Here is a 25,891-nt window from a genome sequence, read left to right as displayed (position 1 = left end):
TTTCCGACGAGTTTCTACGCGTCGTCAGGATCCTCACCCGCAGGCTCCTGGCCTGCGCAGATGGCGAGGACGTCCGCCCCGTAGCGGTCGAGCTTGCGGCCGCCGACTCCAGAGATCATCGAGAGCTCGCCCGGCTCGGTGGGCGCGGCCTCCGCGATGGCCATCAGCGTCTTGTCCGTGAAGACGCAGAAGGCGGGCAGTCCCTGGAGCTTCGACTGGCCGGCCCGCCACTCGCGCAGCCGCTCGTAGAGGCCCTCGTCCATGTCCGAGGGGCAGTCCCCGCAGCGCATCAGTTTGATGTCCCCGGCCTCCGTCAGGGTCCGGCCGCAGACCCGGCACAGCACCGGCCCGCGGCTGCCGCGTCTGCGGGCCCCGCGCTCGCCCTGGGCTCCCGCCCGCGCCGCGGGGGCCGCGGAGCCAGGCCGCAGGCCGTTCAGGAAGCGGCTGGGGCGTCGGGAGGCCCGGCCCCCCGGAGCCCGCGAGAGGGCCCAGGAGAGCGCCAGGTGCAGCCGCGCCCGGGTGACCCCGACGTAGAGGAGCCGGCGCTCCTCCTCGACCTGCTCGTCGGTCTTGGCGTACGTGATCGGCATCATGCCGTCGGTGAGGCCCACGAGGAACACGGCGTCCCACTCCAGGCCCTTCGCGGCATGCAGCGAGGCGAGGGTGACGCCCTGGACGGTCGGCGCGTGCTGTGCGGCCTTGCGCTCCTCCAGCTCGACGGTGAGCTCGGCCAGACCGGCGCCGGGCCTGCTGCGGGCGAAGTCCTCGGCGAGGCGGACCAGCGCGGCCAGCGACTCCCACTGGTCGCGCACGGCGCCCGAGCCGGCGGGCGGCTCGGCGGTCCAGCCGGTGGAGCTGAGCACGGCCCGGACCTGGGAGCCCAGCTCCACGACGTCGTCGAGGAGCGGGTCGTTGCCGGCGGAGCGGGCGGCTCCGCGCAGGGCGAGGACCGCCTTCTGGACCTCGGCCCGCTCGAAGAAGCGCTCGGCGCCGCGCAGCTGGTAGGGGACTCCGGCGTCGGCGAGGGCCTGCTCGTAGACCTCGGACTGGGCGTTGATGCGGTAGAGCACGGCGATCTCGCCGGCCGGGACCCCGGCGGTGATCAGGTCGCGGACCCGGCGGGCGACGCCCTCGGCCTCGGCGGGCTCGTCGGGGTACTCGGCGTAGACCGGGTCGGGCCCGGGCTCGCGCTGGGAGACCAGCTCGAGCCGGTGGTCCGCGGCGCGGCCCTTGGCCTGGCCGAGCAGGCCGTTGGCGAGGTGGACCACCTGGGGGGTGGAGCGGTAGTCGCGGACCAGCTTGACCACGGTGGCCTGCGGGTAGCGGGTGCGGAAGTCCAGCAGGTGGTCGGGGGTGGCGCCGGTGAAGGAGTAGATGGTCTGGCTGGCGTCGCCGACGACGCAGAGGTTGTCGCGCTCGCCCAGCCACAGCTCCAGCAGCCGCTGCTGGAGGGGGCTGACGTCCTGGTACTCGTCCACCACGAAGTGCTGGTACTGGGCGCGGATCTGCTCGGCGATGTCGTGCCGGTCCTGGAGGATGCCGACGGTCAGGAGCAGCACGTCCTCGAAGTCGATCATCCCCCGGTCGCGCTTGAGCTGCTCGTAGGTGCTGTAGATCTGGGCGATCTCGGCCGCGTCCCGGGGGGCCTCGCGGCCCGCCTTGAGGGCGGCTGCCGGGTAGTCGGCGGGGACGGTCTGGGTGACCTTGGCCCATTCGATCTCGCCGGTGACGTCGCGCAGCTCGCCCCGGTCGAGGCGGACGCGGCAGCGCGCTCCGGCCTCGGCCACGAACTGGATCTTGCGTTCGAGGAGGCGGGGGACGTCACCGCCGATGGCCCGGGGCCAGAAGTACTGGAGCTGGCGCAGGGCGGCGGAGTGGAAGGTACGGGCCTGGACCCCGCCGGCGCCCAGGGCGCGCAGCCGGCCGCGCATCTCGCCGGCGGCCCGGTTGGTGAAGGTGACGGCGAGCACGCTGGCGGGCATGAGCTGCCCGGACTGGACCCCGTAGGCGATCCGGTGGGTGATCGCGCGGGTCTTGCCGGTACCGGCGCCGGCCAGCACGCACACCGGGCCGCGCAGGGTCGTGGCGACCTCGCGCTGCTCCGGGTCGAGGCCCTGGAGCACGGCGTCGGCTCCGGCCGCGCCGGTACCCGGGCCGGCCGGGAAGGAGGGGGAGTGCGTTGCTGCTGTCACCCCGCCATGCTGCCAGGTCGGGTGGGGCGGGCGGGAAATCCGTCCACAGGTCCGGTCGGTTTGTCGGATGGGTCATACCGGGCGGGGGCCGGGAATGGCCGGGGGGCGGCGTACGTTCGTGTACTCGGACCGGGCGGGACTCCGGTCCCCCAGACCTCACAGAGGAGCGAGCATGCAGGACACGGGCACGGTCACGATGTACAGCACCACCTGGTGCGGCTACTGCCGCCGGCTGAAGACGCAGCTGGACCGGGAAGGCATCGCGTACAACGAGATCAACATCGAGCTCGACCCCGAGTCCGCCAAGTTCGTGGAGCAGGCCAACGGCGGCAACCAGACCGTCCCGACCGTGCTCGTGAAGTCCTCCGCCGGCAACGAGTCCGTGATGACGAACCCGAGCCTCGCGCAGGTCAAGCAGGCCCTGGCCGTCTGACCTCCGGGCACGGAGCACGCGCGGAAGGCCCCCGCCCAGGCGGGGGCCTTCCGCGCGTGTGACGAACGTTACGGCGCGGGCTTGGGCAGCGGCCGGCCGTACCAGAGCTCGACGAGGCGGGCCGCGATGGAGATCCCCGACGGCGGGAGGACCGCGCCGGACTCGAACGCCTCGGCCAGCTCCTCCCGGGAGAACCAGCGGGCCTCCTGGATCTCCTCGCCGTCGACCGTGATCTCGGAGCTGACGGCCCGGGCGTTGAAGCCCAGCATCAGGCTGGACGGGAAGGGCCAGGGCTGGCTGGCGACGTACTCGACCGCGCCGATGCGCACGCCCGCCTCCTCCCACACCTCGCGGACCACGGCCTGCTCTATCGACTCGCCCGGCTCCACGAACCCGGCCAGCGTGGAGAAGCGGCCCTCCGGCCAGTGCACCTGACGGCCCAGCAGCGCACGGTCCTGCTCGTCGGTGACCAGCATGATCACCGCCGGGTCGGTGCGCGGGTAGTGCTCGGCGCCACAGCCCGGGCAGCGGCGGATGTGCCCGGCGGCCGCGACCACGGTGCGCTCGCCGCAGCGGGAGCAGAAGCGGTGCATGCGCTGCCAGTTCTCCAGGGCGACCGCGTGCACCATCAGCCCGGCGTCGCGCGGGGACAGCAGCAGCCCGGCTTCGCGGAGCCCGGCGGGGCGGGCCGACTGGTCCATGCGGCCGGGCAGCGAGTCCTTCTGCAGCGCGAAGTACCGTACGCCGTCCTCGTCGGTGCCCAGGAAGTAGCGGTGGGTCTCGGTGACCGGGGCCTCGAAGGCCGGGGTCATCACGATGCCGGTGCCGCCGTCGGGGGTGTCGTCGATCAGCACCTGGCCGCCGGAGACGACGAAGACGCGGGTCGTCGGGTGGCTCCAGGCGGCGGCGAGCCAGGCCTCGTCGAGGCGGTGGTGCGCGGCGCGGTCTATGTCGCTGGGCGCGGTGAGCGACAGTGCGCGCTCGGTGTGCGTGCTCACAGGTACTTCCAACTCCCCCGGTGGATGGGACAAGGCAGGCGTACGGACGTGGGTGTGCGGTCAGGCGGTGGCGGCGGCCGCGACGGGCGCGGGCGGGGCCCAGTTCTCGGCGAGGTCGCCCCACAGATGGGCGGCGGTCTCGACGCCCTTGAGGAGCAGGTCCAGCTCGACCTTCTCGTTCGGGGAGTGCCAGCCGTCGGACGGGACGGAGATGCCGAGGAACAGGACCGGGGCGTCCAGGACGTCCTGGAGGTCGGCCGCCGGGCCCGAGCCGCCCTCGCGGGTGAAGCGGACCTGCTGCCCGAAGGCCCGGCCCATGGCGCGGACGACGGACTGCAGGGCGGGGTGGTCCAGCGGGGTCAGGCAGGGGCGGGTGGGCGCGCCGAAGGTGATGGAGTGGCGGATCCCGGCCGGGACCCGGGCCGCGACCCAGTCCCGTACGGCGGCCTCGACCTCGTACGGGTCCTGCCCCGAGACCAGCCGGAACGACAGCTTCAGGTGGGCGGAGGCGGGCACGATCGTCTTGCCGCCGGGGCCCTGGTAGCCGCCGCCGATGCCGTTGACCTCGGCGGTCGGGCGGGCCCAGACGCGCTCCAGGGTGGAGTAGCCGGCCTCGCCGGCGGCGGCGTGGGACTTGGCCGTGCGCAGCCACTCGGCCTCGTCGAAGGGCAGCTCGGAGATCAGCCGGCGTTCGGCGTCGGTGAGCTCGGCGATGCCGTCGTAGAAGCCGGGGATGGTGACCCGTTCGTCCGCGTCGTGCAGGGCCGCGACGAGGCGGGCGGCCACGGTGGCCGGGTTGGGCACGGCGCCGCCGAAGGCGCCCGAGTGGATGTCCTGGTCGGGGCCGTGGAAGTCGATCTCGCAGTCGGCGACGCCGCGCATGCCGGTGCAGACGGTGGGGGTGGTCTCGGACCACATGCCGGTGTCGGAGACGATCACTACGTCGGCGGCGAGCTCGGCGGCGCGGGCCTCGACGAGCGCGCGGAAGTTCGGGGAACCGGACTCCTCCTCGCCCTCGATGAGGAGCTTGAGGTGCACGGCGGGGGCCTCGGCGCCGGTGGCGGCGAGGTGGGCGCGCACGCCCAGGGTGTGGAAGAAGACCTGCCCCTTGTCGTCGGCCGCGCCGCGCCCGTACATCCGGCCGTCCTTGACGACGGGCTCGAAGGGCTCGGTGTGCCAGCCGTCGGCGAGGGCGGCGGGCTGGACGTCGTGGTGGCCGTAGACGAGGACGGTGGGGGCGGCCGGGTCGGCGGCGGGCCAGTGGGCGAAGACGGCGGGGGCCCCGGTGCCCGCGGCGGTCTCCCAGACCTCGGCGACCGGGAACCCGGTCTCCTTGAGCTTCGCGGCGAGCCATTCGGCGCTGCGGCGTACGTCGCCCGCGTGCTCGGGCTGGGCCGAGACGGACGGGATGCGCAGCCACTCGGCGAGGTCGTCGAGGAAGGCCGCGCGGTGGGTGTCGATGTACGTGCGGACGACGTTGTCCGGGGTTTCGCTCATGGCCACGAGCCTAGCCGTCCGCCTGCCGGGCGCCGTCCGTGCCCGTTTTGCCTTGGAGGATCCGCTCAAGACGCTCGCGTCCGGGCAGGTCACGGGGGCGGATGACGCGGCCGCTGCGGACGTGGAGGAAGGCGGCGCCGACCCGTTCGAGGGGGGTGCCGGTGGCTTCCGCCCAGGCCAGGCGGTAGACGGCGAGCTGGAGGGGGTCGGCCTGGGTGCTGCGGCCGGTCTTCCAGTCGACGACCTCCCACGAGCCGTCGGGGTTGCGGTAGACGGCGTCGATCCGGCCGCGGATGACGCGGCCGGCGAGGGTGAGCTGGACGGGCGCCTCCATCCGGTACGGGGTGCGCTCGGCGTACTCGCTGCGCTCGAAGGCGGCCTTGAGGGCCTCCAGGTCGGCGCTGTCGGCGATCTCCTGGTCGGTGCCGGGGAGGTCGGCGGCGGGGTCGAGGACGTCGAGGTGGGGCAGGGGGAGGGCGTCGAAGCGGGACTCGACCCAGGCGTGGAAGCGGGTGCCCTGGCGGGCTGCGGGCTGCGGGGGCTTGGGCATGGGGCGGGCGAGGTCGCGCACGAAGGCCTGCTCGTCGGCGGCGAGCCGCAGGAGCTCGCTCGCGGAGAGGGCTCCGGGCAGCTCCACGTCCCGGACGGCGGCGCGGGCGCGCAGCAGCTCGCCCTCCAGGGCGTCGAGGTCGCGGTCCCAGGAGGCGATGGTGCGGGCCTCCTCGGGGGTGAGGGGGCCCTGGTCGGGCCGGGTTCCGGGTGCGGCGGTGCCGGCGGGTGTCTGCCGCGCCGGGCCGGGGACGTACGGCCTCCCCTGCCGGGCTCCGGCTCGGGCTCGGGCTCCGGCTCGGGTGGCCTCACCGGCCCAGAGGTCGTCGTCCGGGACGGCGCCACGGGGGGCGGCCGGGGCGGGGGCGGCCGGGTACGGCTGCCCCTGGCCGGCGGCGGCTGCGGGCTGGGCGGCTTCGCCGGCCCAGAGGTCGTCCGTGGGGTCGGCGGCGGGCCGGTGCGGGGTCGCGCGGTCGGCGGGCTCCGGCGGGAGGGAGTTCTCCCCCACCCCGCCCCTTCCCGAAACCGGGGCTCCGCCCCGGACCCCGTCCGGGCCGTTCCCGGCTGCGCCGGGGCGGGCCGCCGGGGCTTCGCCCCACGGGTCCACGGGCACGGCTCCGCCCGCCCACGTGCCGTCGCCCGCGCGGGGCGCGGGCACGGCCCGTCCGTCCGGTGCCTCGCCCCACGGATCCGTGGGCACGGCTTCGCCGGCCCACAGGTCGTCGCCCCCGCCGGCCGCGCCGGTGCCGTCGACGGGGCCGGGAACGGCCTCGCCCGCCCACAGGTCGTCCGGCGCGCCGGGCGCATCGATGCCTTCGGCAGGGACGGGCACGGCTTCGCCGGCCCACAGGTCGTCGCCCCCGCCGGCCGCGCCGGTGCCGTCGGCGGGGACGGGGACGGACTCGTCCGGCTGCTGGGGGGCTGGCGGGGCGGGTTCGTAGTCGTAGGAGGGGTCCTCGCAGTCGGGGGGCCAGAGGTACTCGGCGGGCGTCTGCGGGGCGGTGTTCAGGTGGGCCTCCACCAGGGCCGCCGCTGCGCGGCGGAGGGTGAGGGAGGCCGGGTCCAGGGGCAGGGGCCAGGAGTGGTCCCGGGAGGACTCCGCAGACAGGGCCGGGTTCTCGGCGTCGGGGGCCGGGGCCTCCGCCCAGGCTTCGATCTCGCCGTGGCCCGCCGCGCAGTGGTCGTGGAGGGCCTGGAGGAAGGACGAGGGGCCCCGGCGGCGCTTCTGGGTGGGGCCCCACCAGTGGCCGGAGGCGAGGAGGAGGGAGCGGGGGCGGGTGAAGGTGACGTAGCCGAGGCGCAGCTCCTCCGTCTCCTTGTGGGACTTCAGGGCCGCCTTGAAGGACTTCAGGCCCGCCGAGGTCCACTCCGGGCCGGCCGGGAGGGTCGCGGAGTCGCCGCGCAGGGCGTACGGGAGGACCTTCGGGTACGAGGTCCAGGCCTCCGGGGCCTTCTCCTTCGGGAAGGAGCCCGCGCACAGGTCGGGGACGACCACCACGTCCCACTCCAGGCCCTTGGACTTGTGCGCCGTCAGGACCTTGACCGTGTTCTCCCCGCCGGGCAGGGCGTGGTCGAGGCCCTTCTCGTACTGGGCGGCCGTGCGCAGGAAGCCCAGGAAGGCCAGCAGGGTGGCCTCGCCGTCGAGCGCGGCGAAGCCCGCCGCGACGTCCAGGAAGTGGGACAGGGTCTCGCGGCGGCGGGCCGCGAGGGCGTGCGGGGAGGCGGAGAGCTCCACGTCCAGGCCCGTGGTGGACAGGACCCGGTGCAGGACGTCCATCAGCGGGTCGGAGAGGGAGCGGCGCAGGTCGCGGAGCTCCTGGGCCAGGTGGGCGAAGCGGACCCGGGCGGCCGGGGAGAACGGGAGGTCCGCCGCCGCCGAGCCGTCCAGGAAGGTTTCCAGGGCGTCGGCCAGGGAGACGACCTCGGCCGGGTCGACGCCCTCGACCGCGGCGGCGAGGCGCCCGTCGGGGCCGTCGGAGGCTCCGGGACGGGCCACCAGCTGCCGGGCCAGGCGCCCGAGCAGGGCCAGGTCCCGGGCGCCGATCCGCCAGCGCGGACCGATGAGGAGGCGGACCAGGGCGGCGTTGGCGCCGGGATCCTGGAGCACTTCGCAGACCGAGACCAGGTCGGCGACCTCGGGCAGGTGCAGGAGGCCGGAGAGGCCGACGACCTCCACGGGGACGTCCCGGGCGACGAGGACCGCCTGGATGCTCGCGAAGTCGGCGGCCGAGCGGCACAGGACGGCGATCTCGCCCGGTTCCGTCCCCGTGCGCACCAGGTGCGCGACGGAGTCGCCGAGCCACTCCAGTTCCTCGGCGTGCGTGGCCAGCAGGGCGCAGCGCACCAGGCCGTCGCGTTCCGCGCCCGGGGCGGGGCGCAGGGCCTCGACGCCCTCGTGCATGGCGCGCAGCGGGGCGGCGAGGCCGTTGGCCAGGTCGAGCAGGCGGCCGCCGCTGCGCCGGTTCTCGCTGAGGGAGAGGCGGGTCGCGGGCGTGCCGTCGGCGTGCGGGAAGTGCTCGGGGAAGTCGTCGAGGTTGGCGACGGACGCGCCGCGCCAGCCGTAGATGGCCTGGCAGGGGTCGCCGACGGCGGTCACGGCGTGTCCCGTGCCCCCTCCGAAGAGGCCGGACAGCAGGAGCCGCTGGGCGACGGAGGTGTCCTGGTACTCGTCGAGGAGGACGACGCGGAACTCCTCGCGCAGCAGCGCGCCGACCTCGGGGCGGGTGGTGGCGAGCCGCGCGGAGAGGGCTATCTGGTCGCCGAAGTCGAACAGGTCGCGCGAGCGCTTGGCCTCGCGGTAGCGGACGACGAGCTCCAGCAGCTCCAGGCGGCCGCGGACGGCCTCGGGGGCCTTGCGCAGGTCCTCGTTGGTGAGCTTGGTGCCGGCGAGGACGCCGAGGAGTTCCGTGTCGTACGCGCGCAGCTCCGCCGGTTCGACCAGGTGCTCGGAGAGCTCCCCGTCGAGCGCGAGGAGGTCGCTGACCAGGTCGGGGACGGACTTGGTGAGGGCGGGGTAGGGGCCGGGGGCCTCGCGGAGCACCTTCGCGGCGAGCTGGAAGCGGGTGGCGTCGGCGAGGAGGCGGGCGCTGGGTTCCAGGCCGATGCGCAGGCCGTGGTCCTTGAGGAGCTGGCCGGCGAAGGCGTGGTAGGTGGAGATGCGGGGCTCGCCGCCGGCCGCCGCGCCGGCGGCGGCGCCGGCGTCGGCGTCGGCCGGGGAAGGGTCGGGGTCGGTGATGCCGGCCCGCGCGAGGGCTTTGCGTACGCGTTCGGCCAGTTCGCCGGCGGCCTTGTTGGTGAAGGTCAGGCCGAGGACCTGTTCGGGGGCGACGGCGCCGGTGCCGACGAGCCAGACGACGCGGGCGGCCATCACGGTGGTCTTGCCGGAGCCGGCGCCCGCGACGATGACCTGCGGGGCGGGCGGGGCGGTGACGCAGGCCAGCTGTTCGGGCGTGAAGGGGATCCCGAGGAGCTCCTTGAGCTGCTCGGGATCGTCGAGGACGGGGGCGCGCCCGGACGCGTACGCGGTCACCTCAAAAGGCTAGCCGCCCCCGCCGACACTCCCGGCCGCCGTCTCATTCCACGGTCTGGCGGCCCTCGGGGAGGGCGCTGCAGGAGCTGCGGAAGGAGCAGCGCTTGCAGTGTTCACCGGTGGCGGGTGCGAAGCGTTCGTCCAGGACGCGGCCCGCGGCGGTGGCGAGGAGGTCGCCGACCCACTCGCCGGAGCTGCCGGGGGACAGCGCCTCCTGGGCCTGGATCTTCGGGACCTCGTCGCCGCCGTCGCGCTTGGCGGCGCCCTGGCGCAGCTGGACGAGTTCGGCGCCGCCGGGTTCGGGGCGGCGGCCGTCGAAGACCTCGTCGACGGCGCCCTCGCGGACGGCGAGCTGGTAGACGGCGAGCTGGGGGTGGCGGGCGACTTCGTCGCGGGTGGGGGCGCCTTTGCCGGTCTTGAAGTCGACGACGTACGCGCGGCCCTGCGGGTCGGCCTCGACGCGGTCCATGGAGCCGCGGATGCGGACGGCGTACTCGCCGGCGTCGAGGGTGACGTCGAAGTCGTGCTCGGTGGCGACGGCGGTGCGGCCGCCGCGGTCGGTGGTGTGCCAGCGCAGGAAGCGTTCCAGGGCGGCGCGGGCGTTGTCCTTCTCCTGGCGGGATTTCCAGGGCGCGTCGAAGGCGAGGGCGTCCCAGACGGAGTCGAGGCGTTCCATCAGGACGGCGAGGTCGGCGGGGGTTCGGCCGGAGGCGACCTCGTCGGCGAGGACGTGGACGACGTTGCCGAAGCCCTGGGCGGCGGTGGAGGGGGCGTCGGCCTTGACCTCGCGGCCGAGGAACCACTGGAGGGAGCAGGTGTTGGCGAGCTGCTCCAGGGAGCTGGGCGAGAGGTTCAGCGCGCGGTCGCGGTCGCGGAGGGGGACGGCGGAGGCGGTGGGCTCGTACAGGCCCCACCAGCGCTGCGGGTGCGCGGCGGGGACCAGGGGGCGGTCCTCGTCGTCGGTGAGCGCGGCGAGCCGGGCGAGGCGCCGGGCGGCGGCGTCGCGCAGCGCGGGCGAGGCGTCGGGGTCGACGGTGGTGGCGCGGAGTTCGGCGGCGAGGGCCGGCACGGCGAGGGGGCGGCGGGGGCGGCCGGTGACGTCCTTGGGGGTGACGCCGAGTTCGGTGAGGAAGCGGGAGGGCTGGTCGCCGTCCTCGGCGGGGGCCTTGACGGCGGTGACGACGAGGCGGTGGCGGGCGCGGGTGGCGGCCACGTAGAACAGCCTGCGCTCCTCCGCGAGGAGGGCTCCGGGGGTGAGGGGTTCGGCGAGGCCGTCGCGGCCGATGCGGTCGGCTTCGAGGAGGGAGCCGCGGCGGCGCAGGTCGGGCCAGAGCCCTTCCTGGACCCCGGCGACGACGACGAGGCCCCACTCCAGGCCCTTGGAGCGGTGGGCGGTCATGAGGCGGACGGCGTCGGAGCGGACCGTCTTGCCGGTGAGGGTGTCGGCGGCGATGTCCTCGGCCTCGAGCTGTTCGAGGAAGTTGAGCGCGCCTCGGCCGCCGGTGCGTTCCTCGGCGCGGGCGGCGTTGTCGAAGAGGGCGCAGACGGCGTCGAGGTCCCGGTCGGCGTTGCGGCCGGCGGGGCCGCCGCGGCGGGCCTGGCGTTCGAGGCGCTGCGGCCAGGGGGTGCCGTCCCAGAGGGCCCAGAGGGCTTCTTCGGCGGTGCCGCCGCCCTGGAGGAGCTCGCGGGTCTTGCGCAGGAGCAGGCCGAGGCGCTGCGCGCCGCGGGCGTAGGCGGGGTCGTGCGCGGTGAGCCGCTCGGGCTCGGCGAGGGCGCGGGCCAGCAGCACGTCGGAGGGGGCGGGGACGGCGACCCCGGCGGCCCGCTCCTCGTCCCGCAGGGCCCGCCCGAGGCGGCGCAGGTCGGCGGCGTCCATGCCGCCGAGCGGCGAGGAGAGCAGCTCGACGGCGTCGGCGACCCCGACCCACCCTTCGCCTCCGGCGGTCAGCGGATCCGGGGCGGCCTCGGCGGCGGTGGCGGTGCCCGTGAGGAGGTCCCGCCCACCCGCCCCGAACTCGCGAGCGGGCTCGCGCACGTCGGCGGCGCCTGCGGCACCCGCCTCCGGCGGGGCCTCCCCGCCCGGGGCGGCCAGGCCCGCCCCGGCAGACCCGGACCCGGCCAGGTCCGGTCCGGCGGAGGCCGACCCGTCGGCGGGCGCGGCGGCCGGCACGGAACCGTCAGGGTCCTCGCCCGGCACGGTCGCGGCCAGGTCCGGTACGGCGGAGGCCGACCCGTCGGCGGGCGCGGCGCCCGGCCCGGAACCGTCAGGGTCCTCGCCCGGCACGGAACCGGCCGGGGCTGCGGTCGGCGCGGTGGTGGGCGGGGCCGGGGTGGTGGCGGCCGTTGCCGTGAGGCGGAGGGCTGTCAGGAGGGGGGTGAGGGCCGGTTCGTGGCGGAGGGGGGTGGTCGTGGCGTCCGTTTCCGCCGGGACGCCCGCCGCGATCAGGGCGCGGCGCATCGCCGGGAGGGTGCGGCCGCCCGAGCGGACCAGGACGGCCATGTCCTGCCAGGGGACGCCGTCCTCCAGGTGGGCCCGGCGCAGGACGTCGGCGATGTTGTCCAGTTCGGCCCCGGCGGTGGGGTACGTGAACACCTCCACGCTGCCGCCCTCCCGTACGGGCTTCAGGTCGCGGTGGGCCCGTACCGCGGCGGCGGGCAGGCGCGGGAGCGGCATGCGGGTGGTGAGCAGGCGGGTGGCGGCCAGGAGGTTCGCTCCCGAGCGGCGGCCCGTCGTCAGGGCGCGGACCTGTGCGCCGGGGAAGGACGTCTCGAAGTCGAGGGTGTTGTTGATGTCGGCGCCCCGGAAGGCGTAGATCGACTGGTCGGGGTCGCCGAAGGCGACCAGCGTCCCCGCCGGGCCGTTCAGCGCGCGCAGCAGCCGCAGCTGGGAGGCGTCCGTGTCCTGGTACTCGTCCACGTAGATCACGTCGTACGAGGAGGAGACGGACGGGGTCTCCTCCGCCAGGAGGACGGCGCGGTGGACCAGCTCGGCGTAGTCCAGCGAGCCCTGGAGGTCCAGGACGTCGAGGTACTCGGAGAGGAAGGCCGCCGCCGCCTTCCAGTCGGGGCGGCCGATGCGGTCGGCGAAGGAGGCGAGGGCGGTGGGCCCCAGGCCCAGCTCGCGGGCGCGGGCCAGGACGGCGCGGACCTCGTCGGCGAAGCCGCGCGTGGTGAGCGCGGCCCGCAGGTCCTCGGGCCAGCGGATGGAGCGGAGCCGGCGCTGGCCCTCCAGCAGGGTGCGGACCATCACGTCCTGCTCCGGTCCGGACAGCAGGCGCAGCGGGTCCGCGAAGAGTTCGTGGTCCTGGTGGGCGCGGACCAGGCCGTAGCAGAAGGAGTGGAAGGTGGTGGCCTGCGGGGCGCGGGCGCCGCCGAGCCGCAGGGCGGCGCGGTCGCGCAGTTCGACGGCCGCCTTCCGGCTGAAGGTGAGGATCAGGATGCGGGCCGGGTCGGTCCCGGCCTCGACGCGGGCGGCGGCCGCCTCGACCAGGGTGGTGGTCTTGCCGGTGCCCGGGCCGGCCAGGACGAGCAGCGGTCCGCCGGTGTGATCAACCACCGCCTGCTGGGCGGCGTCCAGAACAGGGGGGGCCACCTGCCGCGGGCCGGTGCGCACCAGGCGGTACGCGTCGGGCGTACGCGTACGCCGCTCCGAGCGGCCGGGAGAAGAGGTGATCACGTGGGGTGCCGGTCCTGGTGGGTCTGCGGGTGCTGTCAGCGGGGCGGACGGCGCGGGCGCCGGAGCCGAAGAGGCAACGCTACGGCAACCGGGAGGGCCGCCGCAGTCCGTCCGGGCGGGCCCGGACGTCGACGTGCGGGCCCCGCAGGCCGTCCCCCGTACGGGCCTTCGGGTGCCCGTACGGATTCCGGATGGCCGAAGCTGTCAGGTGTGAGCCTCGTCGCCTCCGGCGTCCTCCCCGCGCCCGTCCCAGCGCGCCCTCCGCATCGCCAGCCGGGGCTCGCCGGAGGGGGTCTCGCGCAGCGGGGTGCCCTCGGTCCGGTAGTGCTCCAGGGCGCGCCGCTCGTGCCCGGGCAGGGGTACGCCGTCGGCGCGCACCACCCGCCACCAGGGCACGGCCGCGCCGTACAGGGCCATGACGCGCCCGACTTGGCGGGGTCCGCCCTCGCCGAGCCACTCGGCGACGTCCCCGTAGGTCATCACCCGGCCGGGCGGAATCCGCTCGGCCACCTCCAGTACCCGTTCCGCGTACGCGGGCAGCTCTCCGCTCATTGCGCCCATGGTGCCGGATGCCGCGGACGGCTCGACGGAAGCTTCGGTTCCATACCGGCGCGCACCCTGATGCCCCGCTGGGCCGCCCGTCCGTGCCACCATCTTCCGGGCGGTGACTGGTGATACGTGATCAAGAAGAGACGGAAGTGACGGCGAAGGAGCGGGGTGTGATCCCTCCGGACGGTGCGGGAACGGGCGGGGAAGCCCGCCCGGACAAGGACGCGCCGGACGGGGCTGCCGCACGCCCCGGGGAGCCTGCGCCGGAGCGCGGCGCGGACGCCTCGGGCGCCGCGCCGCGGAAGCCCGTCGGCGACGCGCACGCGCAGCCGCGCCCGCACGACCCGCACCCCGACGACCCGCCGGGCCACACGCCGACGGCGGCCGACACGGTCGAGGGGGACGAGCCGCTGCTCGCCGCCCGCGTGCACCGCCCCTCCGACCTCGTACGGCTCCTCGTCGGGCTCCTCGGCATCGCCGTCGTCCTCGGCATCGCCGCCTTCGCGCACGGCACGACGGTGGGCCTGGAGGCCGACATCAGCAAGGGCACCGGCCAGGCGCCCGACGTGCTGATCAAGGTCGCGGGGCTGGTGTCGAGCATCGCGGTGCTCCTCGTCCCCGTCGCCTTCGCCATCGAACGGCTGATCAAACGCGACGGGCTGCGCATCGCCGACGGCGTCCTCGCCGCCGTCCTCGCGCACGGGGTCACCCTCGCCACCGACCTGTGGGTCTCCCAGGGCGCCCCGGAGACCATCCAGGACGCCCTGACCCGCTCCGCCGGCGGCGGCGCCCTCACCGACCCGGTGCACGGCTACCTCGCGCCGGTGATCGCGTACATGACGGCCGTCGGGATGACGCGGCGGCCGCGCTGGCGGGTCGCGCTGTGGGTGGTGCTGCTGCTGGACGCCTTCGCGATGCTGGTCAGCGGGTACACCACACCCTTCTCGATCATCCTGACCGTGCTGATCGGCTGGAGCGTCGCGTACGGGACCCTGTACGCGGTCGGCTCGCCGAACGTGCGCCCCACCGGGCAGCACCTCCTCGCCGGGCTGCGCCGCGTCGGCTTCCAGCCGGTCAGCGCGATGCGCGCGGAGGCCCCCGAAGGGGACGCCGCCGAGACCGGCGACCGGGGCCGGCGCTACCACGTCACGCTGGAGGACGGGCCCCCGCTGGACGTCACCGTCGTGGACCGCGAGCAGCAGGCGCAGGGGTTCTTCTACCGGGTCTGGCGGCGGCTGACCCTGCGCGGGATCACCACCCGGCGCAGCATCCAGTCCCTGCGGCAGGCCCTGGAGCAGGAGGCCCTGCTCGCGTACGCGGCGATCGCGGCCGGGGCGAACGCGCCGAAGCTGATCGCCACGTCCGAGCTGGGCCCGGACGCCGTGATGCTGGTCTACGAGCACCTGGGCGGGCGCACCCTCGACGCCCTTCCCGACGAGGAGATCACCGACGAGCTGAGCCGCAACGCCTGGGAGCAGGTACGGGCCCTGCAGTCGCGCCGGATCGCGCACCGCCGGCTCACGGGGGACGCGCTGGTGGTGGATCGTTCCGGCAAGGTCGTCCTGACCGACCTGCGGGGCGGTGAGATCGCCGCCGGTGACCTGGTGCTGCGGATGGACGTCGCCCAGCTGCTGACCACGCTCGGCCTGCGGGTCGGCGCGGAGCGGTCGGTGGCGTCGGCGGTGTCGGTGCTGGGGCCGGACACGGTCGCGGACTGCCTGCCGCTGCTCCAGCCGATCGCGCTGAGCCGTTCCACCCGGGCGACGCTGCGCCGGCAGGCCCGGGAGCGGGCGGACCGGCAGCGGGAGGCCGTGCTGGAGTCCTCGCGGGCCGCGAAGGCGGCCCGCGAGGCGGCGGCCGGGACGGCGGGAACCTCCGGGACCACCTCGGCGGCGGCGGAGCGCAAGGCGGAGAAGAAGGCGCTGGACGACGCGCTGGAAGGGGCGCGGGAGGAGGACCTGCTGAGCCTGATCCGCAAGCAGGTGCTGCTGATCCGCCCGCAGGCTCCGGTGGAGCCGGCCCGCCTGGAGCGGATCCGGCCGCGGACGCTGGTGTCGTTCATCGCGGGCGCCTTCGGTGCCTACTTCCTGCTCACGCAGCTGGCCCACGTGGACTTCGCGACGATCGTCGGCCAGGCGCAGTGGGGCTGGGTGGGGGCCGCGCTGGCCTTCTCGGCGCTGACGTACGTGGCGGCGGCGATGAGCCTGCTGGGGTTCGTACCGGAGCGGGTGTCGTTCCTGCGGACGGTGATCGCGCAGGTGGCGGGGTCCTTCGTGAAGCTGGTCGCCCCGGCGGCGGTCGGCGGTGTCGCGCTGAACACGCGGTTCCTGCAGCGGGCGGGGGTGCGGCCGGGGCTGGCGGTGGCGAGCGTCGGTGCCTCACAGCTGTTCGGCCTGGCCAGTCACATCCTGCTGCTGCTGTCGTTCGGCTATCTGACGGGGACCGAGAAGACCCCGGAGATGACCCCGTCGAGGACGGTCATCGCGGGTCTGCTGACGGTCGCGGTGCTGGTGCTGGTGGTCACGGCGGTGCCGTTCCTGCGGAAGTTCGTGGTGACGCGGGTACGGGCGCTGTTCGCCGGTGTGGTGCCGCGCATGCTGGACGTGCTCCAGCGGCCGCAGAAGCTGATGACGGGCATCGGCGGGATGCTGCTGCTGACCGGGTGCTTCGTGATGTGCCTGGACGCGTCGATCCGTGCCTTCGGGGGCGGGGAGGCCCTGAGCTACGCGAGCATCGCGGTGGTCTTCCTGGCGGGCAACGCGCTGGGGTCGGCGGCGCCCACGCCCGGCGGCATCGGTGCGGTGGAGACGACGCTGACGCTGGGGCTGATCGCGGCGGGGCTGGAGAAGGAGGTGGCGATTTCCGCGGTGCTGTTGTTCCGGTTGATGACGTTCTGGCTGCCGGTGCTGCCGGGGTGGGTGTCGTTCAACTTCCTGACGCGGAAGGAAGCCATCTAGCTCCGCCGGGGTGCGGGGTGCCGCTGCGCGGAGCCCTCTCCCCGCCCCGCCCTTCCACGTTCCTCCCCCGCTGCCGCGGGGAGGTGGAGCCGCGCCGCGACCAGGAGCATCCCGCAGGCCGGGACCACCGCCGCCAGGCCGTTGGGCAGGGCCCGCTCCCGGCCCCGTCACGCGTCCCAGGTGTTGACCGCGACGAACGGCAGCGCCGCCGCGGCCGCCAGGAGCAGCCAGGGGTGGAGCAGCGCCAGGGGCAGGGCGCACACCCCCGCCGTCGTCCCGTACACCACCGCCGGAACCCGTGCCGCCGCGCCGAGCGCAGCCCGCGCGCGTGCAGCCGTAGCCACTGCTGCGCGTGGAAGGCGGCCGCGTAGCCGAGCAGCCGGGCCGCGAGGAGTGCCGCGTGCGCCGGGCCGGTCACCCGGCCGGACCGCCGGCGGCCCCGGCGGGCCGTGTCACCCGGCTGGACCGTCAGCGGGCGCACGCCGGGGCGGGCGCACACGATGGGGGTATGCCGACCATCGTCCTGCGGACCGCCACTGCCGCCGCCCTCGCCGCCGCGCTGCTCACCACCAGCGCCTGTTCCACCGGCAGCGGCGGTACGAAGAAGGCCCCGGCCGGGGCGGCCGCGGACACCAAGCCCCTCAAGTGGGGGGAGTGCGAGGCCCCCGACGCCGCCGAAGGCGGTGGGCAGGCACCGCCCGCGGACTGGCAGTGCGCCACCCTCGACGTGCCGCTCGACTACGCCAAGCCCGAAGGGGAGACCATCCCCATCGCCCTGATCCGGGCGAAGGCCAGGAACCCCAAGGAGCGGCTCGGCTCCCTCGTCTTCAACTTCGGCGGCCCGGGCGGCTCCGGCATCACCACCCTGCCCGGCGCCGCGAAGGACTACGCGGCCCTGCGCGCCCGCTACGACCTGGTGAGCTTCGACCCGCGCGGGGTCGGCCGCAGCGCCCCGGTGCTCTGCGAGAACGACAAGCAGCTGGACGCGTACTACGCCCAGGACTCCTCCCCCGCCACCCCCGAGCAGGAGAAGGCCTTCACCGAAGCCCTGCGCACCTACCAGAAGGCCTGCCAGACCAACTCCGGCAAGGTGCTCCCCCACGTCGGCACCGAGAACGCCGCCCGCGACCTCGACCGGATCCGCCAGGCCCTCGGCGACCCGAAGCTGAACTACTTCGGCATCTCCTACGGCACCGAGCTGGGCGGGGTCTACGCCCACCTCTTCCCCAAGAACGTCGGCCGGGCCGTCTTCGACGCGGTCGTGGACCCGACCAAGGACTCCGAGCAGGGTGCGCTCGGCCAGGCGAAGGGCTTCCAGCTGGCCCTCGGGAACTGGGCGCAGGACTGCGTGGACCGGGGCGCGCAGTGCCGGCTCCAGGGCACGACCGCCAAGGAGGTCGAGGACAACATCGTCAAGCTGCAGAAGCAGCTGGCGGCCAAGCCCATCCCCGGCATCGGCGACCGGATGCTCACCGAGACGATGGCCACGAACGGCATCGCGCAGGCCCTGTACTCGAAGGAGCTGTGGCCGCTGCTGGAGCAGGGCCTCGACGAGGCCGAGGGCGGCCAGGGGCAGCTCCTGATGGCCCTGTCCGATGCCCTCAACGGCCGCGACCAGCAAGGCCGTTACAGCAACATCGGCGCCGCCAACACGGCCATCAGCTGCGCGGACTCCAAGGACCGCTACAGCCTGGAGCAGACGAAGGCGAAGCTGCCGGAGTTCCGCAAGGCCTCCCCGGTCTTCGGGGACTTCCTGGGCTGGGCGCTGCTGAGCTGCACGGGCTGGCCGGTGGCCGGCGCCTGGCAGACCCCGGACGTCTCCGCCCCCGGTTCGGCCCCGATCCTGGTGGTCGGCAACACCGGTGACCCGGCGACCCCGTACGAGGGGGCGCGCAACATGGTGGACCGCCTCGGCAAGGGCGTGGGCGTGGAGCTCACCTTCAAGGGGCAGGGGCACGGCGCGTACAACAGCGGCGACCGGTGCGTGCAGCGGGCGGTGAACGCCTACCTGCTGGACGGGAAGGTGCCGGGCGCGAAGGCCGTGTGCACTCCCGGGACGGCGAACGACGAAGGGGTCGTACCGCCGAGCGGTACGACCCCTCCGGGGCAGGTCTAGTAGACCGGCTTCTCGGGCTCGATCTGGTGGACCCAGCCGATCACGCCGCCGCCGACGTGGACGGCGTCCGCGAAGCCCGCGTTCTTCAGGACCGCGAGGACTTCCGCACTGCGGACACCCGTCTTGCAGTGCAAGACGATCCGCTTGTCCTGCGGGAGGTCCTGGAGGGCCGTGCCCATCAGGAACTCGCCCTTGGGGATCAGCTTCGCGCCGGGGATCGAGACGATCTCGTACTCGTTCTTCTCGCGGACGTCGATGATCTCGATGTTCTCGCCCTCGTCGATCCACTCCTTGAGCTGCTTGGGAGTGATCGTCGAGCCGGCGGCGGCCTCCTGGGCCTCCTCCGAGACGACGCCGCAGAAGGCCTCGTAGTCGATGAGCTCGGTGACGGTCGCGTTCGGACCGCAGACCGCGCAGTCGGGGTCCTTGCGGACCTTGACCTGGCGGTACTGCATCTCCAGGGCGTCGTAGATCATCAGACGGCCGACGAGCGGCTCGCCGACGCCGGTGAGCACCTTGATGGCCTCGGTGACCTGGATGGAGCCGATGGAGGCGCAGAGCACGCCGAGGACGCCGCCCTCGGCGCAGCTCGGGACCATGCCCGGCGGCGGGGGCTCCGGGTAGAGGCAGCGGTAGCAGGGGCCGTGCTCGGACCAGAAGACGGAGGCCTGGCCGTCGAAGCGGTAGATCGAGCCCCAGACGTACGGCTTGTTCAGCAGTACGCAGGCGTCGTTGACCAGGTAGCGCGTGGCGAAGTTGTCCGTGCCGTCGACGATGAGGTCGTACTGGCTGAAGATCTCCATCACGTTCTCGGCCTCGAGCCGCTCTTCGTGAAGGACCACGTTGACGTACGGGTTGATGCCCAGCACGCTGTCACGGGCGGACTCGGCCTTGGAACGGCCGATGTCCGACTGGCTGTGGATGATCTGACGCTGCAGGTTCGACTCGTCGACCTCGTCGAACTCCACGATGCCCAGCGTGCCCACGCCGGCCGCGGCCAGGTACATGAGTGCGGGCGAGCCGAGGCCGCCCGCGCCGACGGCCAGCACCTTGGCGTTCTTCAGGCGCTTCTGGCCGTCCATCCCGACATCCGGGATGATCAGGTGGCGGGAGTACCGACGGACCTCGTCAACGGTGAGCTCAGCAGCTGGCTCGACCAGGGGTGGCAGCGACACGGGGACTCCGTAGATGGGTAAGTCTGAACGGTGGTTCTTCCCGTAACACTGCCACGCCCTTCTTCATTCCGAGACACCCGGTCCGATACGTGAGACGAATTCGTCCCAGTACGCGGGCATCGACTCCCACGGGTCCCGGTCGGGGGTCGCGCGCCGGTCGGTGAACCAGATGGTTCCGGCCCCCTGCCAGCGGGCGATGCGGACGGCCTCCTCCAGATGGGTGCGGGGCACGCCGTGGACGAGGTGGCAGAACCGCTCCGCCGGGTGGTCGGCCGTCCACTCGGCCACCTGCGACCAGCGGTAGTCGGTCCAGGCCCCCGAGAAGGTGACCAGCTGGTCGGCCGCCTCCAGGTAGCCCTCGCAGGGGTGCGTGCCGTGTCCGAGCACGGTCCGCAGGCCCTCGCCGAGCCCGCGCAGGGCGTCGGTGAGCCGGCGGACCCCGGCCAGGCCGGCCCGGTCCGAGGGGGCTTCGGCCAGGTAGAAGCCGCCGACGCCGTACCAGTCCCGGAAGCGGTGGGCGTCGGAGACCAGCTCCCCGAAGGGACGGGTGCCGCCCCGCAGGGAGAGGCGGCCCAGGACCGTCCCGCCCGCGGTGCGCAGCCGGGCCGACGCCTCCGTGCAGTGCGGGTCGGGGCGGCCGCCGGGGCCGTCGGCGACGTTGAGCACGGCCCAGTGCAGCGGGGTGCCGGGGCGGGTGAGCTCCGCCCACTCCACCGGGGCGAGCAGCGGGTGCGCGTAGCCGGGGATGCCCAGGCCCAGCCGGCCGGACTCGGTCGCGGCGGCCGCCGTGGCCCCGGGCGGGGTGGTCAGATGCGGCACGCCGCCTCCATCCAGATGTCCGCGAGGGATTCCTCCAGGTTGATCCGGGGCCGCCAGCCGAGGCGGTCCCGGGCGGTGCGCACGTCGGCCTGCTGCCAGGCGCCGCAGCCGTCGGGGTAGGGGTACGGCTGGGGGGCCGCGGTGGCGAGCTGTTCGGCGGTCGCCTCGGAGCGGGGCGAGCCGATGCCGGCCAGCCCCTGGGGGCGGCCGGGGTGCCCGTGCGGGGAGGCGTTGTGCGGTCCGCCGTGCGGGACGTCGAGCTCGTTCAGGGCGCCCCCGTATCCGGCCACCCGGGCGAGGACGGCCGCCGCGTCGCGCAGCCGGACCGCGCGGCCGGTGCCGATGTTGACCACGCCCTGGGCGGCGGACAGGGAGGCGGCGTGCACGGCCCGGGCCACGTCCCGTACGTCCACGAAGTCGCGCTGCACGCCGAGCCCGCTGAGCTTGAGCTCCCCGTCCCCGGACTGCATGGCGCGCCGCATCGCCTCGGCGAGCCGGCCGAGCGGGGACCCGGCGGGGGTGCCGGGGCCGACGGGCGAGAACACCCGCAGGACGACGGCGTCCAGCCCGGAACCCAGTACCAGCTCGGTGGCGGCGAGCTTGCTGACGCCGTACGGTCCGCCGGGTCTCGGCACGGCGTCCTCGGCCGTGGACGAGCCGGGCTGGCTGGGCCCGTACTCGGCGGCGCAGCCGAGCTGGACGAGCCGGGCCCCGCAGCCGCTGCGGCGCAGGGACTCGCAGATGGTGGCGACGGCGACGGTGTTGTGCCGGGTGAGCTCCCGGGCTCCGCCGCGGGTGGCGCCCGCGCAGTTGATGACGACGCCCGGGTGGACGGCGTCCAGGAACCGGGTGAGGGCGCCGGGACTGCCGGTGGCCAGGTCGAAACGGACGTCGGCGTCGTCGCCCCGGCCCAGCGCGGTGAGCTGGACGGCGGGGTCGGCGAGCAGCCGGTCCGCGACGTAGCGGCCGAGGTAACCGTTGGCTCCGATCAGCAGCACCCTCATCGCACGGCCCCTCGGTTGGTTGGCTGGCCGGTCATCCTGTTTCTCCTTGGTTGGGTGGGGTCGGTATAGGGGTACGGCGGTCAGGGGCGCGCGTGTGCGGAGGCACGGGACAGCGCGCGGAAGGCGTGTACGAGGAGCCCCGCGAGGGCCGCGTAGACGGCGGCCGGGACGGGGACCAGGGCGAGCACCAGTGCCGCGGCCACCGGTGCGCGGTGCGCGCCGTGGCCGAGGAGGAGCCGGACCAGGAACAGCAGCACCGCGAGCGGTACGGCCGTCGCCGGGGCGGCTCCGGCGAGCGCGGCGGCCCCCGTGGCGGCCGCGGTGAACAGCAGGAGCGCTCCGGCCAGCAGGGGCCTGGCCCCGGCGGCGAACTCGTCCAGGGCCCGGCTCCCGGCGAGGCGGCGCCGGGCCCGGGCCGCGTAGAGGGCGGCGGTGAGGTAGCCGGGGGCGACGGCCAGGGCGAGGGCCGGCCCGAGGGCGGGCCCGTGCCGGTGGACGGCCCAGCCGGCGACGGCGGCCGCGAGCAGGTGGGCGGTGCCGGGGAACCGCCCCGCGGCCCGCCCGGGCCACACCAGCGCGGCGACGGCGAGCAGCCCCGCCGCCGGCCCCGCCCCGGGCACCCCGGCGGCGGCCGCCGCGCACCCGAGGGCCCCGGGCAGCAGGGCGCCCCCGAAGCGCCGCGCCACCGTCCGGCGCCCGGCCGGGGCGCGGGCGGGGCCCGCGAGGGGTCCCTCCCCGCGCGGGGTCCGCGCGTACAGCTCCTCGGCGAGGGAGAACACGTCCCGGTGCCGGAACCGTGCGGCGGTCCGGTCGGTGATCCCGCACGCCTCCAGTCCGGCGGCCACCTCGAGCGCGTCGACGGCCCGCTCGCAGAGCTCCCGGTGCCGGTGCAGCAGCACCTTGACGGGATCCGCGCCCCGCCGCCCGGCCGACACCGCCCGGGGGCCATCCGCCACCTGCGCGGCCGCAGGCCGGCCAAAACCAGCCCCGCCGGCGTTTGAGGCGCGGGGGCTCGCGGGCAGAGCCCCCGACAAGGGCGTCGCGCCGACTCCCACGGCCGCAGCCCCGCCGCCGGGCACCGGCGCCGCACCCGCGATGTCCGACGTAGTCATACCGCCGCCTCCTCGGCTCCGGCCGGCTCGGCGACGCTCCAGGTCGGCGTCGTCCAGTGCCCCGGAACGCGCGCCTCGGCAGGCCGGGCGAACGGGACCTCCCCCTCCGCCCGCGAGGAAGCCCTGGCCAGCAGCCACAGGTAGCTCTCCCGGAAGGCCTCCACGTTCTGCTCGACCGTGAACAGCTCCAGCGCCCGCGCCCGCGCCGCGGCCCCCAGCCGCTGGGCCCGTTCCGGTTCGCCGAGCAGCGCGAGACAGGCGTCGGCCAGGGCGCGCGGGTTGCGCGGCGGCACCACCAGCCCGGTGCCGCCGATGACCTCGCAGACGGCCCCCACGTCCGTGGACACCGTCGCCCGGCCGCACAGCATCGCTTCGACGAGGCTGATCGGGAACCCCTCGATCACCGAGGACAGCAGCACGATCCGCCCGGCGGCGTACGCGTCGGCGGCCGACGGCGCCTCGGGCCCGCCGACCTCCTCGAAACCGACGGGGTTCTCCCCGACGGTCCGCGCGTCGGCGGCCTCGTCGGGGAAGAGCTGCGCGGCCAGCGACCGGCAGTCGGCCAGGTACCCCGGCACGGCGGCCGTGGCGAAGATCCGCAGCCGGGTCTGCGGCGCGGCCCGCCGGATCTCGGCGAAGGCGTGCAGCAGGCCGATCAGGTCCTTGGCCGGCTCCACCCGCCCGACCCACACCAGGGTGTCGGGGTCCCCGCAGCCGGGGTCCTCCCCGACGGCGGCGAATCGGTCCGCCTCCATCCCCGGGTACACGGTCCGCACCCGCTCCCGGGGCGCCCCGCACCGCTCCTGCCAGCGCCGGGCGTGCGCGTTGCCCGGGGTCAGCAGGTCGGCGCGGGCGTAGATCTCCCCGGCCAGCCGGACGTGGAAGGCCGCGAGCAGGGCGCGCACGGCGGGCCGGGTGGCCCCTCCCGGGCCGCCGGGCCCGCCAGGGGCGTCGGGACCCTGGTCCAGGTAGTGGGCGCGCAGCTGGACCCCGTACTCGGTGACCAGCAGCGGGACTCCGCAGAAGCGTTTGGCCAGCAGCCCGGGGACGGCGGCCGCCCCGCCGGCGGCGGCGTGGCCGACGTCGACGGCGCCGAGCCCGTCCTCCCCGTACCAGTCGAGGGACAGCGGGCGCAGCAGCCGCTCCAGCTCGTCGGCGAACTCCAGCAGGTCGGGGACCCGCGCTTCCCGTACGGCCCGGCCCGCGCCCGGGGCCCGGCAGCCGGCCTCCAGGGCCCGTACGGCGGTCTCCGAGCGCAGGGCCGCGTACATCCCGCCCTGTTCCCGGGCCAGTTCGGCGAGCCCGTACAGCCCGGCCGCGAAGGCCTCGGCCATGGCCGGGCCGGCCTCGGACGCGCTCCCGCCGCAGATGCCGCGCACCAGCTCCCCGAAGCAGGCGGCGAAGCGCCGCCGCTCGCGCCGCGAGTGGGTCCGGCCGTCGTCGGCGGGGGCCCACAGCGGGGCGGTACGCACCCGGCTGACGTGCTGGGGGAGCGGGACCAGCCCGCGCTCCTCCTGTTCGGCGCTGCGGCCCAGCGCGTAGAGCTCGAACTCGTGCTGCGGGAGTCCGCGCACGAGCCGGTCGCACCACAGCCCCGCCTCTCCGGCCGCATACGGATAACCACCTTCGCTGAGCAGTCCGATCCGCACGAGTGGCACCCCCGTTCTCCCGTTCCTGGCGGTCGCCGTAGGTCCGGTGACCCGCCGCGGGAGAACTCAAGCGGATACACCGGTGGCGCGACGGACGGTTGTCCGTCGCGCCACCGGAAGGGGTGAAGAGTCGTAACTTTCCCGTACGGTTCGCGTTCGAGCGCGCTAGGAAAGGCCTCGGCGGGACGTGCGGAGAACCGCTGCCGGTCACCGGACGGCTGCCCGCGCGGCGCACCGGCCATTTCCCCGCCGGGTGCGGTCAATTCCCCGGATATACCCAGGGGTTGGGAAGGCAGTGAATGTTGTCGATGTCGAGGGACTTCGTCTGCTGCTGCATGATCGGCGCGAGCGAGCCCGGCTTCGTGCAGCTCACGTGCCCGTGTCCGAGGCGGTGGCCGACCTCGTGGTTGATGAGCATCTGCCGGTAGGCGAGCATCTGGTCGGCGCCGTAGGTCGGTGAGCCCTGTCCCCACCGGAAGGCGTTGATCATCACGCGTTCGGTGCTGGCGGAGTCACAGGAGACGTTGTCGATCGTGGTGTCCAGTCCGGACTTGGCGCACCATGCGCCGGTGGTGCCGGGGCTGGCCAGGGTGATGACGAAGTCGGCCTTGCCCTCGGGCACCCGCTCGAAGGTCATCTCCCCGTCGTGGGCCCAGCTGCGCGGGTCGTTGAGGGTGCGCTGCACGGCTTCCGCGAAGAGCTGCGGGTCCATGCCGAGGCCCTGTTCCACGTCGACCCGGTAGCGCACGACCTTGCCCTTGCCCGGCGCCTTGGCGACGCCGGGAACGGTGTCGAAGGTGCCCGGGCCGGTGAGTCTGGCGTCGATGGGCAGCTGCTGCGCCATCTGCTGTTCGTACGTCGCGGGCTGTGCGGGCGGCGGGGAGGCGGGGGTGGGGCGGCCGTCGGAGCGGGAGGCGGTCTTGTCGCCGGCGGCCCGCTGGGGGGCGTCGTCGCCGGCGGCGTGCGCGCCGGAGGCGGCCGGGCCGCCCTCGGTGGTGACCTGGCCGGCGACGACCACGGCGAGCGCGGCGGTGACGGCCAGGGCGGCGGCCCCGGTGTAGAGGCGCACCCGCGTGCCGCGGGCGGTCCCGGGCCGGTCCGCGCCGGGCGCTGCGGGGGTGCGGGGGCCGGGTACGCGGCGGTGCGAGCCGGTGGAGGTGACGGCGTCGACGGCGGGGGCCGTGGGCTCCTCGGTGATGCGGGGGAAGCCGGCCGCGGGGGTCGCGAAGGCCGGGGCGGCGGCGTCCCGGGGCGCGGGCGCGGTGGGCGCCGCGGCGCGGTGGGCCCCGCGCCGGTCTGCGTAACGGACGGCGGGGGCCGGGTCGGCGCCCCAGGCGCCGCCCGGCTCACGCTGCTCGGGGTGGCCGGCGGGGCGGACGGAGGGCGGGACGGCGCCCTGGTGGACGACGGTGGGCTCGGCGGCCCGCCGCCGCCCGCGCGGCTCGCCGTACCCGGCGGGTTCGTACGGGGCGGGTTCGTACGGGGCGGCAGCGTGCGGCGCGGGTTCGTGCGGGGCGGGTTCGTGCGGCGCGGGTTCGTGGGGCCCGGGGTCGTACAGCCCGTCCGGGCCGGGCTCGTACGGTGACGGCGACGGCGCGGGCGCGGCTGCGGGGGTCTTGCGACTATGTCGTCCCAC

Annotated in this window: 16 protein-coding genes; 3 read left to right on the top strand and 13 right to left on the bottom strand. The window is 75.2% G+C overall.

The genetic code is table 11. From position 1 onward, the window contains the following. Positions 1-14 precede the first annotated feature (14 nt). Positions 15-2,192, bottom strand: coding sequence for an ATP-dependent DNA helicase UvrD2 (locus B4U46_RS23500; protein WP_167747605.1), 2,178 nt, complete (start codon positions 2,190-2,192; stop codon positions 15-17). Positions 2,193-2,364: 172 nt separating this feature from the next. Between B4U46_RS23500 and B4U46_RS23495 the strand changes: the two genes are divergently transcribed. Beyond that, entirely contained in the window at positions 2,365-2,625 is a 261-nt protein-coding gene (locus B4U46_RS23495) for a mycoredoxin (RefSeq protein WP_045949161.1), read from the top strand. Positions 2,626-2,693: 68 nt separating this feature from the next. On the opposite strand, the gene nudC is transcribed toward B4U46_RS23495, so the two are convergent. The 5 genes from nudC to B4U46_RS23470 form a co-directional block, all read right to left on the bottom strand. After that, positions 2,694-3,635, bottom strand: a complete 942-nt coding sequence (gene nudC / locus B4U46_RS23490; RefSeq protein WP_079429668.1) for an NAD(+) diphosphatase — start codon at positions 3,633-3,635, stop codon at positions 2,694-2,696. A gap of 48 nt (positions 3,636-3,683) precedes the next feature. Beyond that, the gene (locus tag B4U46_RS23485) at positions 3,684-5,120 is read right to left on the bottom strand and encodes a dipeptidase (protein ID WP_079429667.1); all 1,437 of its coding nucleotides are present in this window, start codon (positions 5,118-5,120) and stop codon (positions 3,684-3,686) included. 10 nt (positions 5,121-5,130) lie between these two features. Then, positions 5,131-9,198: an ATP-dependent DNA helicase gene (locus tag B4U46_RS23480; protein WP_079429666.1), complete on the bottom strand. Its 4,068-nt coding sequence runs from the start codon at positions 9,196-9,198 to the stop codon at positions 5,131-5,133. Positions 9,199-9,241: 43 nt separating this feature from the next. Beyond that, entirely contained in the window at positions 9,242-12,871 is a 3,630-nt protein-coding gene (locus B4U46_RS23475) for an ATP-dependent helicase (protein ID WP_420543179.1), read from the bottom strand. 207 nt (positions 12,872-13,078) lie between these two features. Next, a complete protein-coding gene (locus B4U46_RS23470; RefSeq protein WP_237293097.1) occupies positions 13,079-13,435 on the bottom strand; it encodes an MGMT family protein in 357 nt (118 codons plus the stop codon). Between the two features lie 110 nt (positions 13,436-13,545). On the opposite strand from B4U46_RS23470, the gene B4U46_RS23465 reads away from it, so the two are divergent. Next, positions 13,546-16,380, top strand: coding sequence for a lysylphosphatidylglycerol synthase transmembrane domain-containing protein (locus tag B4U46_RS23465; RefSeq protein WP_079429664.1), 2,835 nt, complete (start codon positions 13,546-13,548; stop codon positions 16,378-16,380). A 167-nt stretch (positions 16,381-16,547) separates the two neighbouring features. Here the strand turns inward: B4U46_RS23465 and B4U46_RS36680 are convergent, their stop codons facing one another. Continuing rightward, positions 16,548-16,724 (bottom strand): YwiC-like family protein, encoded by a 177-nt coding sequence (locus tag B4U46_RS36680; protein WP_107438306.1) that lies wholly within the window; start codon positions 16,722-16,724, stop codon positions 16,548-16,550. A 164-nt stretch (positions 16,725-16,888) separates the two neighbouring features. Between B4U46_RS36680 and B4U46_RS23460 the strand changes: the two genes are divergently transcribed. Next, positions 16,889-18,496, top strand: coding sequence for an alpha/beta hydrolase (locus tag B4U46_RS23460; protein ID WP_079429663.1), 1,608 nt, complete (start codon positions 16,889-16,891; stop codon positions 18,494-18,496). Here the strand turns inward: B4U46_RS23460 and moeZ are convergent. The 6 genes from moeZ to B4U46_RS23430 all read right to left on the bottom strand — a co-directional run bounded on the left by moeZ (position 18,493) and on the right by B4U46_RS23430 (position 25,891). Then, on the bottom strand, positions 18,493-19,671 hold the full coding sequence (gene moeZ, locus B4U46_RS23455) for an adenylyltransferase/sulfurtransferase MoeZ (protein WP_045950911.1): 1,179 nt from the start codon (positions 19,669-19,671) through the stop codon (positions 18,493-18,495). The genes B4U46_RS23460 and moeZ overlap by 4 nt on opposite strands. A 63-nt stretch (positions 19,672-19,734) precedes the next feature. Then, positions 19,735-20,490 (bottom strand): spherulation-specific family 4 protein, encoded by a 756-nt coding sequence (locus B4U46_RS23450; RefSeq protein ID WP_079429662.1) that lies wholly within the window; start codon positions 20,488-20,490, stop codon positions 19,735-19,737. Continuing rightward, positions 20,478-21,494, bottom strand: coding sequence for an NAD-dependent epimerase/dehydratase family protein (locus tag B4U46_RS23445; RefSeq protein WP_079429661.1), 1,017 nt, complete (start codon positions 21,492-21,494; stop codon positions 20,478-20,480). Before B4U46_RS23445 ends, B4U46_RS23450 begins: the two co-directional genes overlap by 13 nt. Before the next feature lie 80 nt (positions 21,495-21,574). Further along, positions 21,575-22,606: a hypothetical protein gene (locus tag B4U46_RS23440; protein WP_123995326.1), complete on the bottom strand. Its 1,032-nt coding sequence runs from the start codon at positions 22,604-22,606 to the stop codon at positions 21,575-21,577. Further along, positions 22,603-24,255 (bottom strand): DUF3492 domain-containing protein, encoded by a 1,653-nt coding sequence (locus B4U46_RS23435; RefSeq protein WP_079429660.1) that lies wholly within the window; start codon positions 24,253-24,255, stop codon positions 22,603-22,605. Before B4U46_RS23435 ends, B4U46_RS23440 begins: the two co-directional genes overlap by 4 nt. A gap of 259 nt (positions 24,256-24,514) precedes the next feature. Then, positions 24,515-25,891, bottom strand: a complete 1,377-nt coding sequence (locus B4U46_RS23430) for a DUF3152 domain-containing protein (protein WP_079429659.1) — start codon at positions 25,889-25,891, stop codon at positions 24,515-24,517.

The sequence above is a fragment of the Streptomyces katrae genome (genome assembly GCF_002028425.1).
In the GTDB taxonomy this organism is placed as follows: domain Bacteria; phylum Actinomycetota; class Actinomycetes; order Streptomycetales; family Streptomycetaceae; genus Streptomyces; species Streptomyces katrae_A.
The sequence above is the reverse complement of the archived record's forward strand: the minus strand, read 5'-3'. Positions and strand labels throughout refer to the sequence as shown.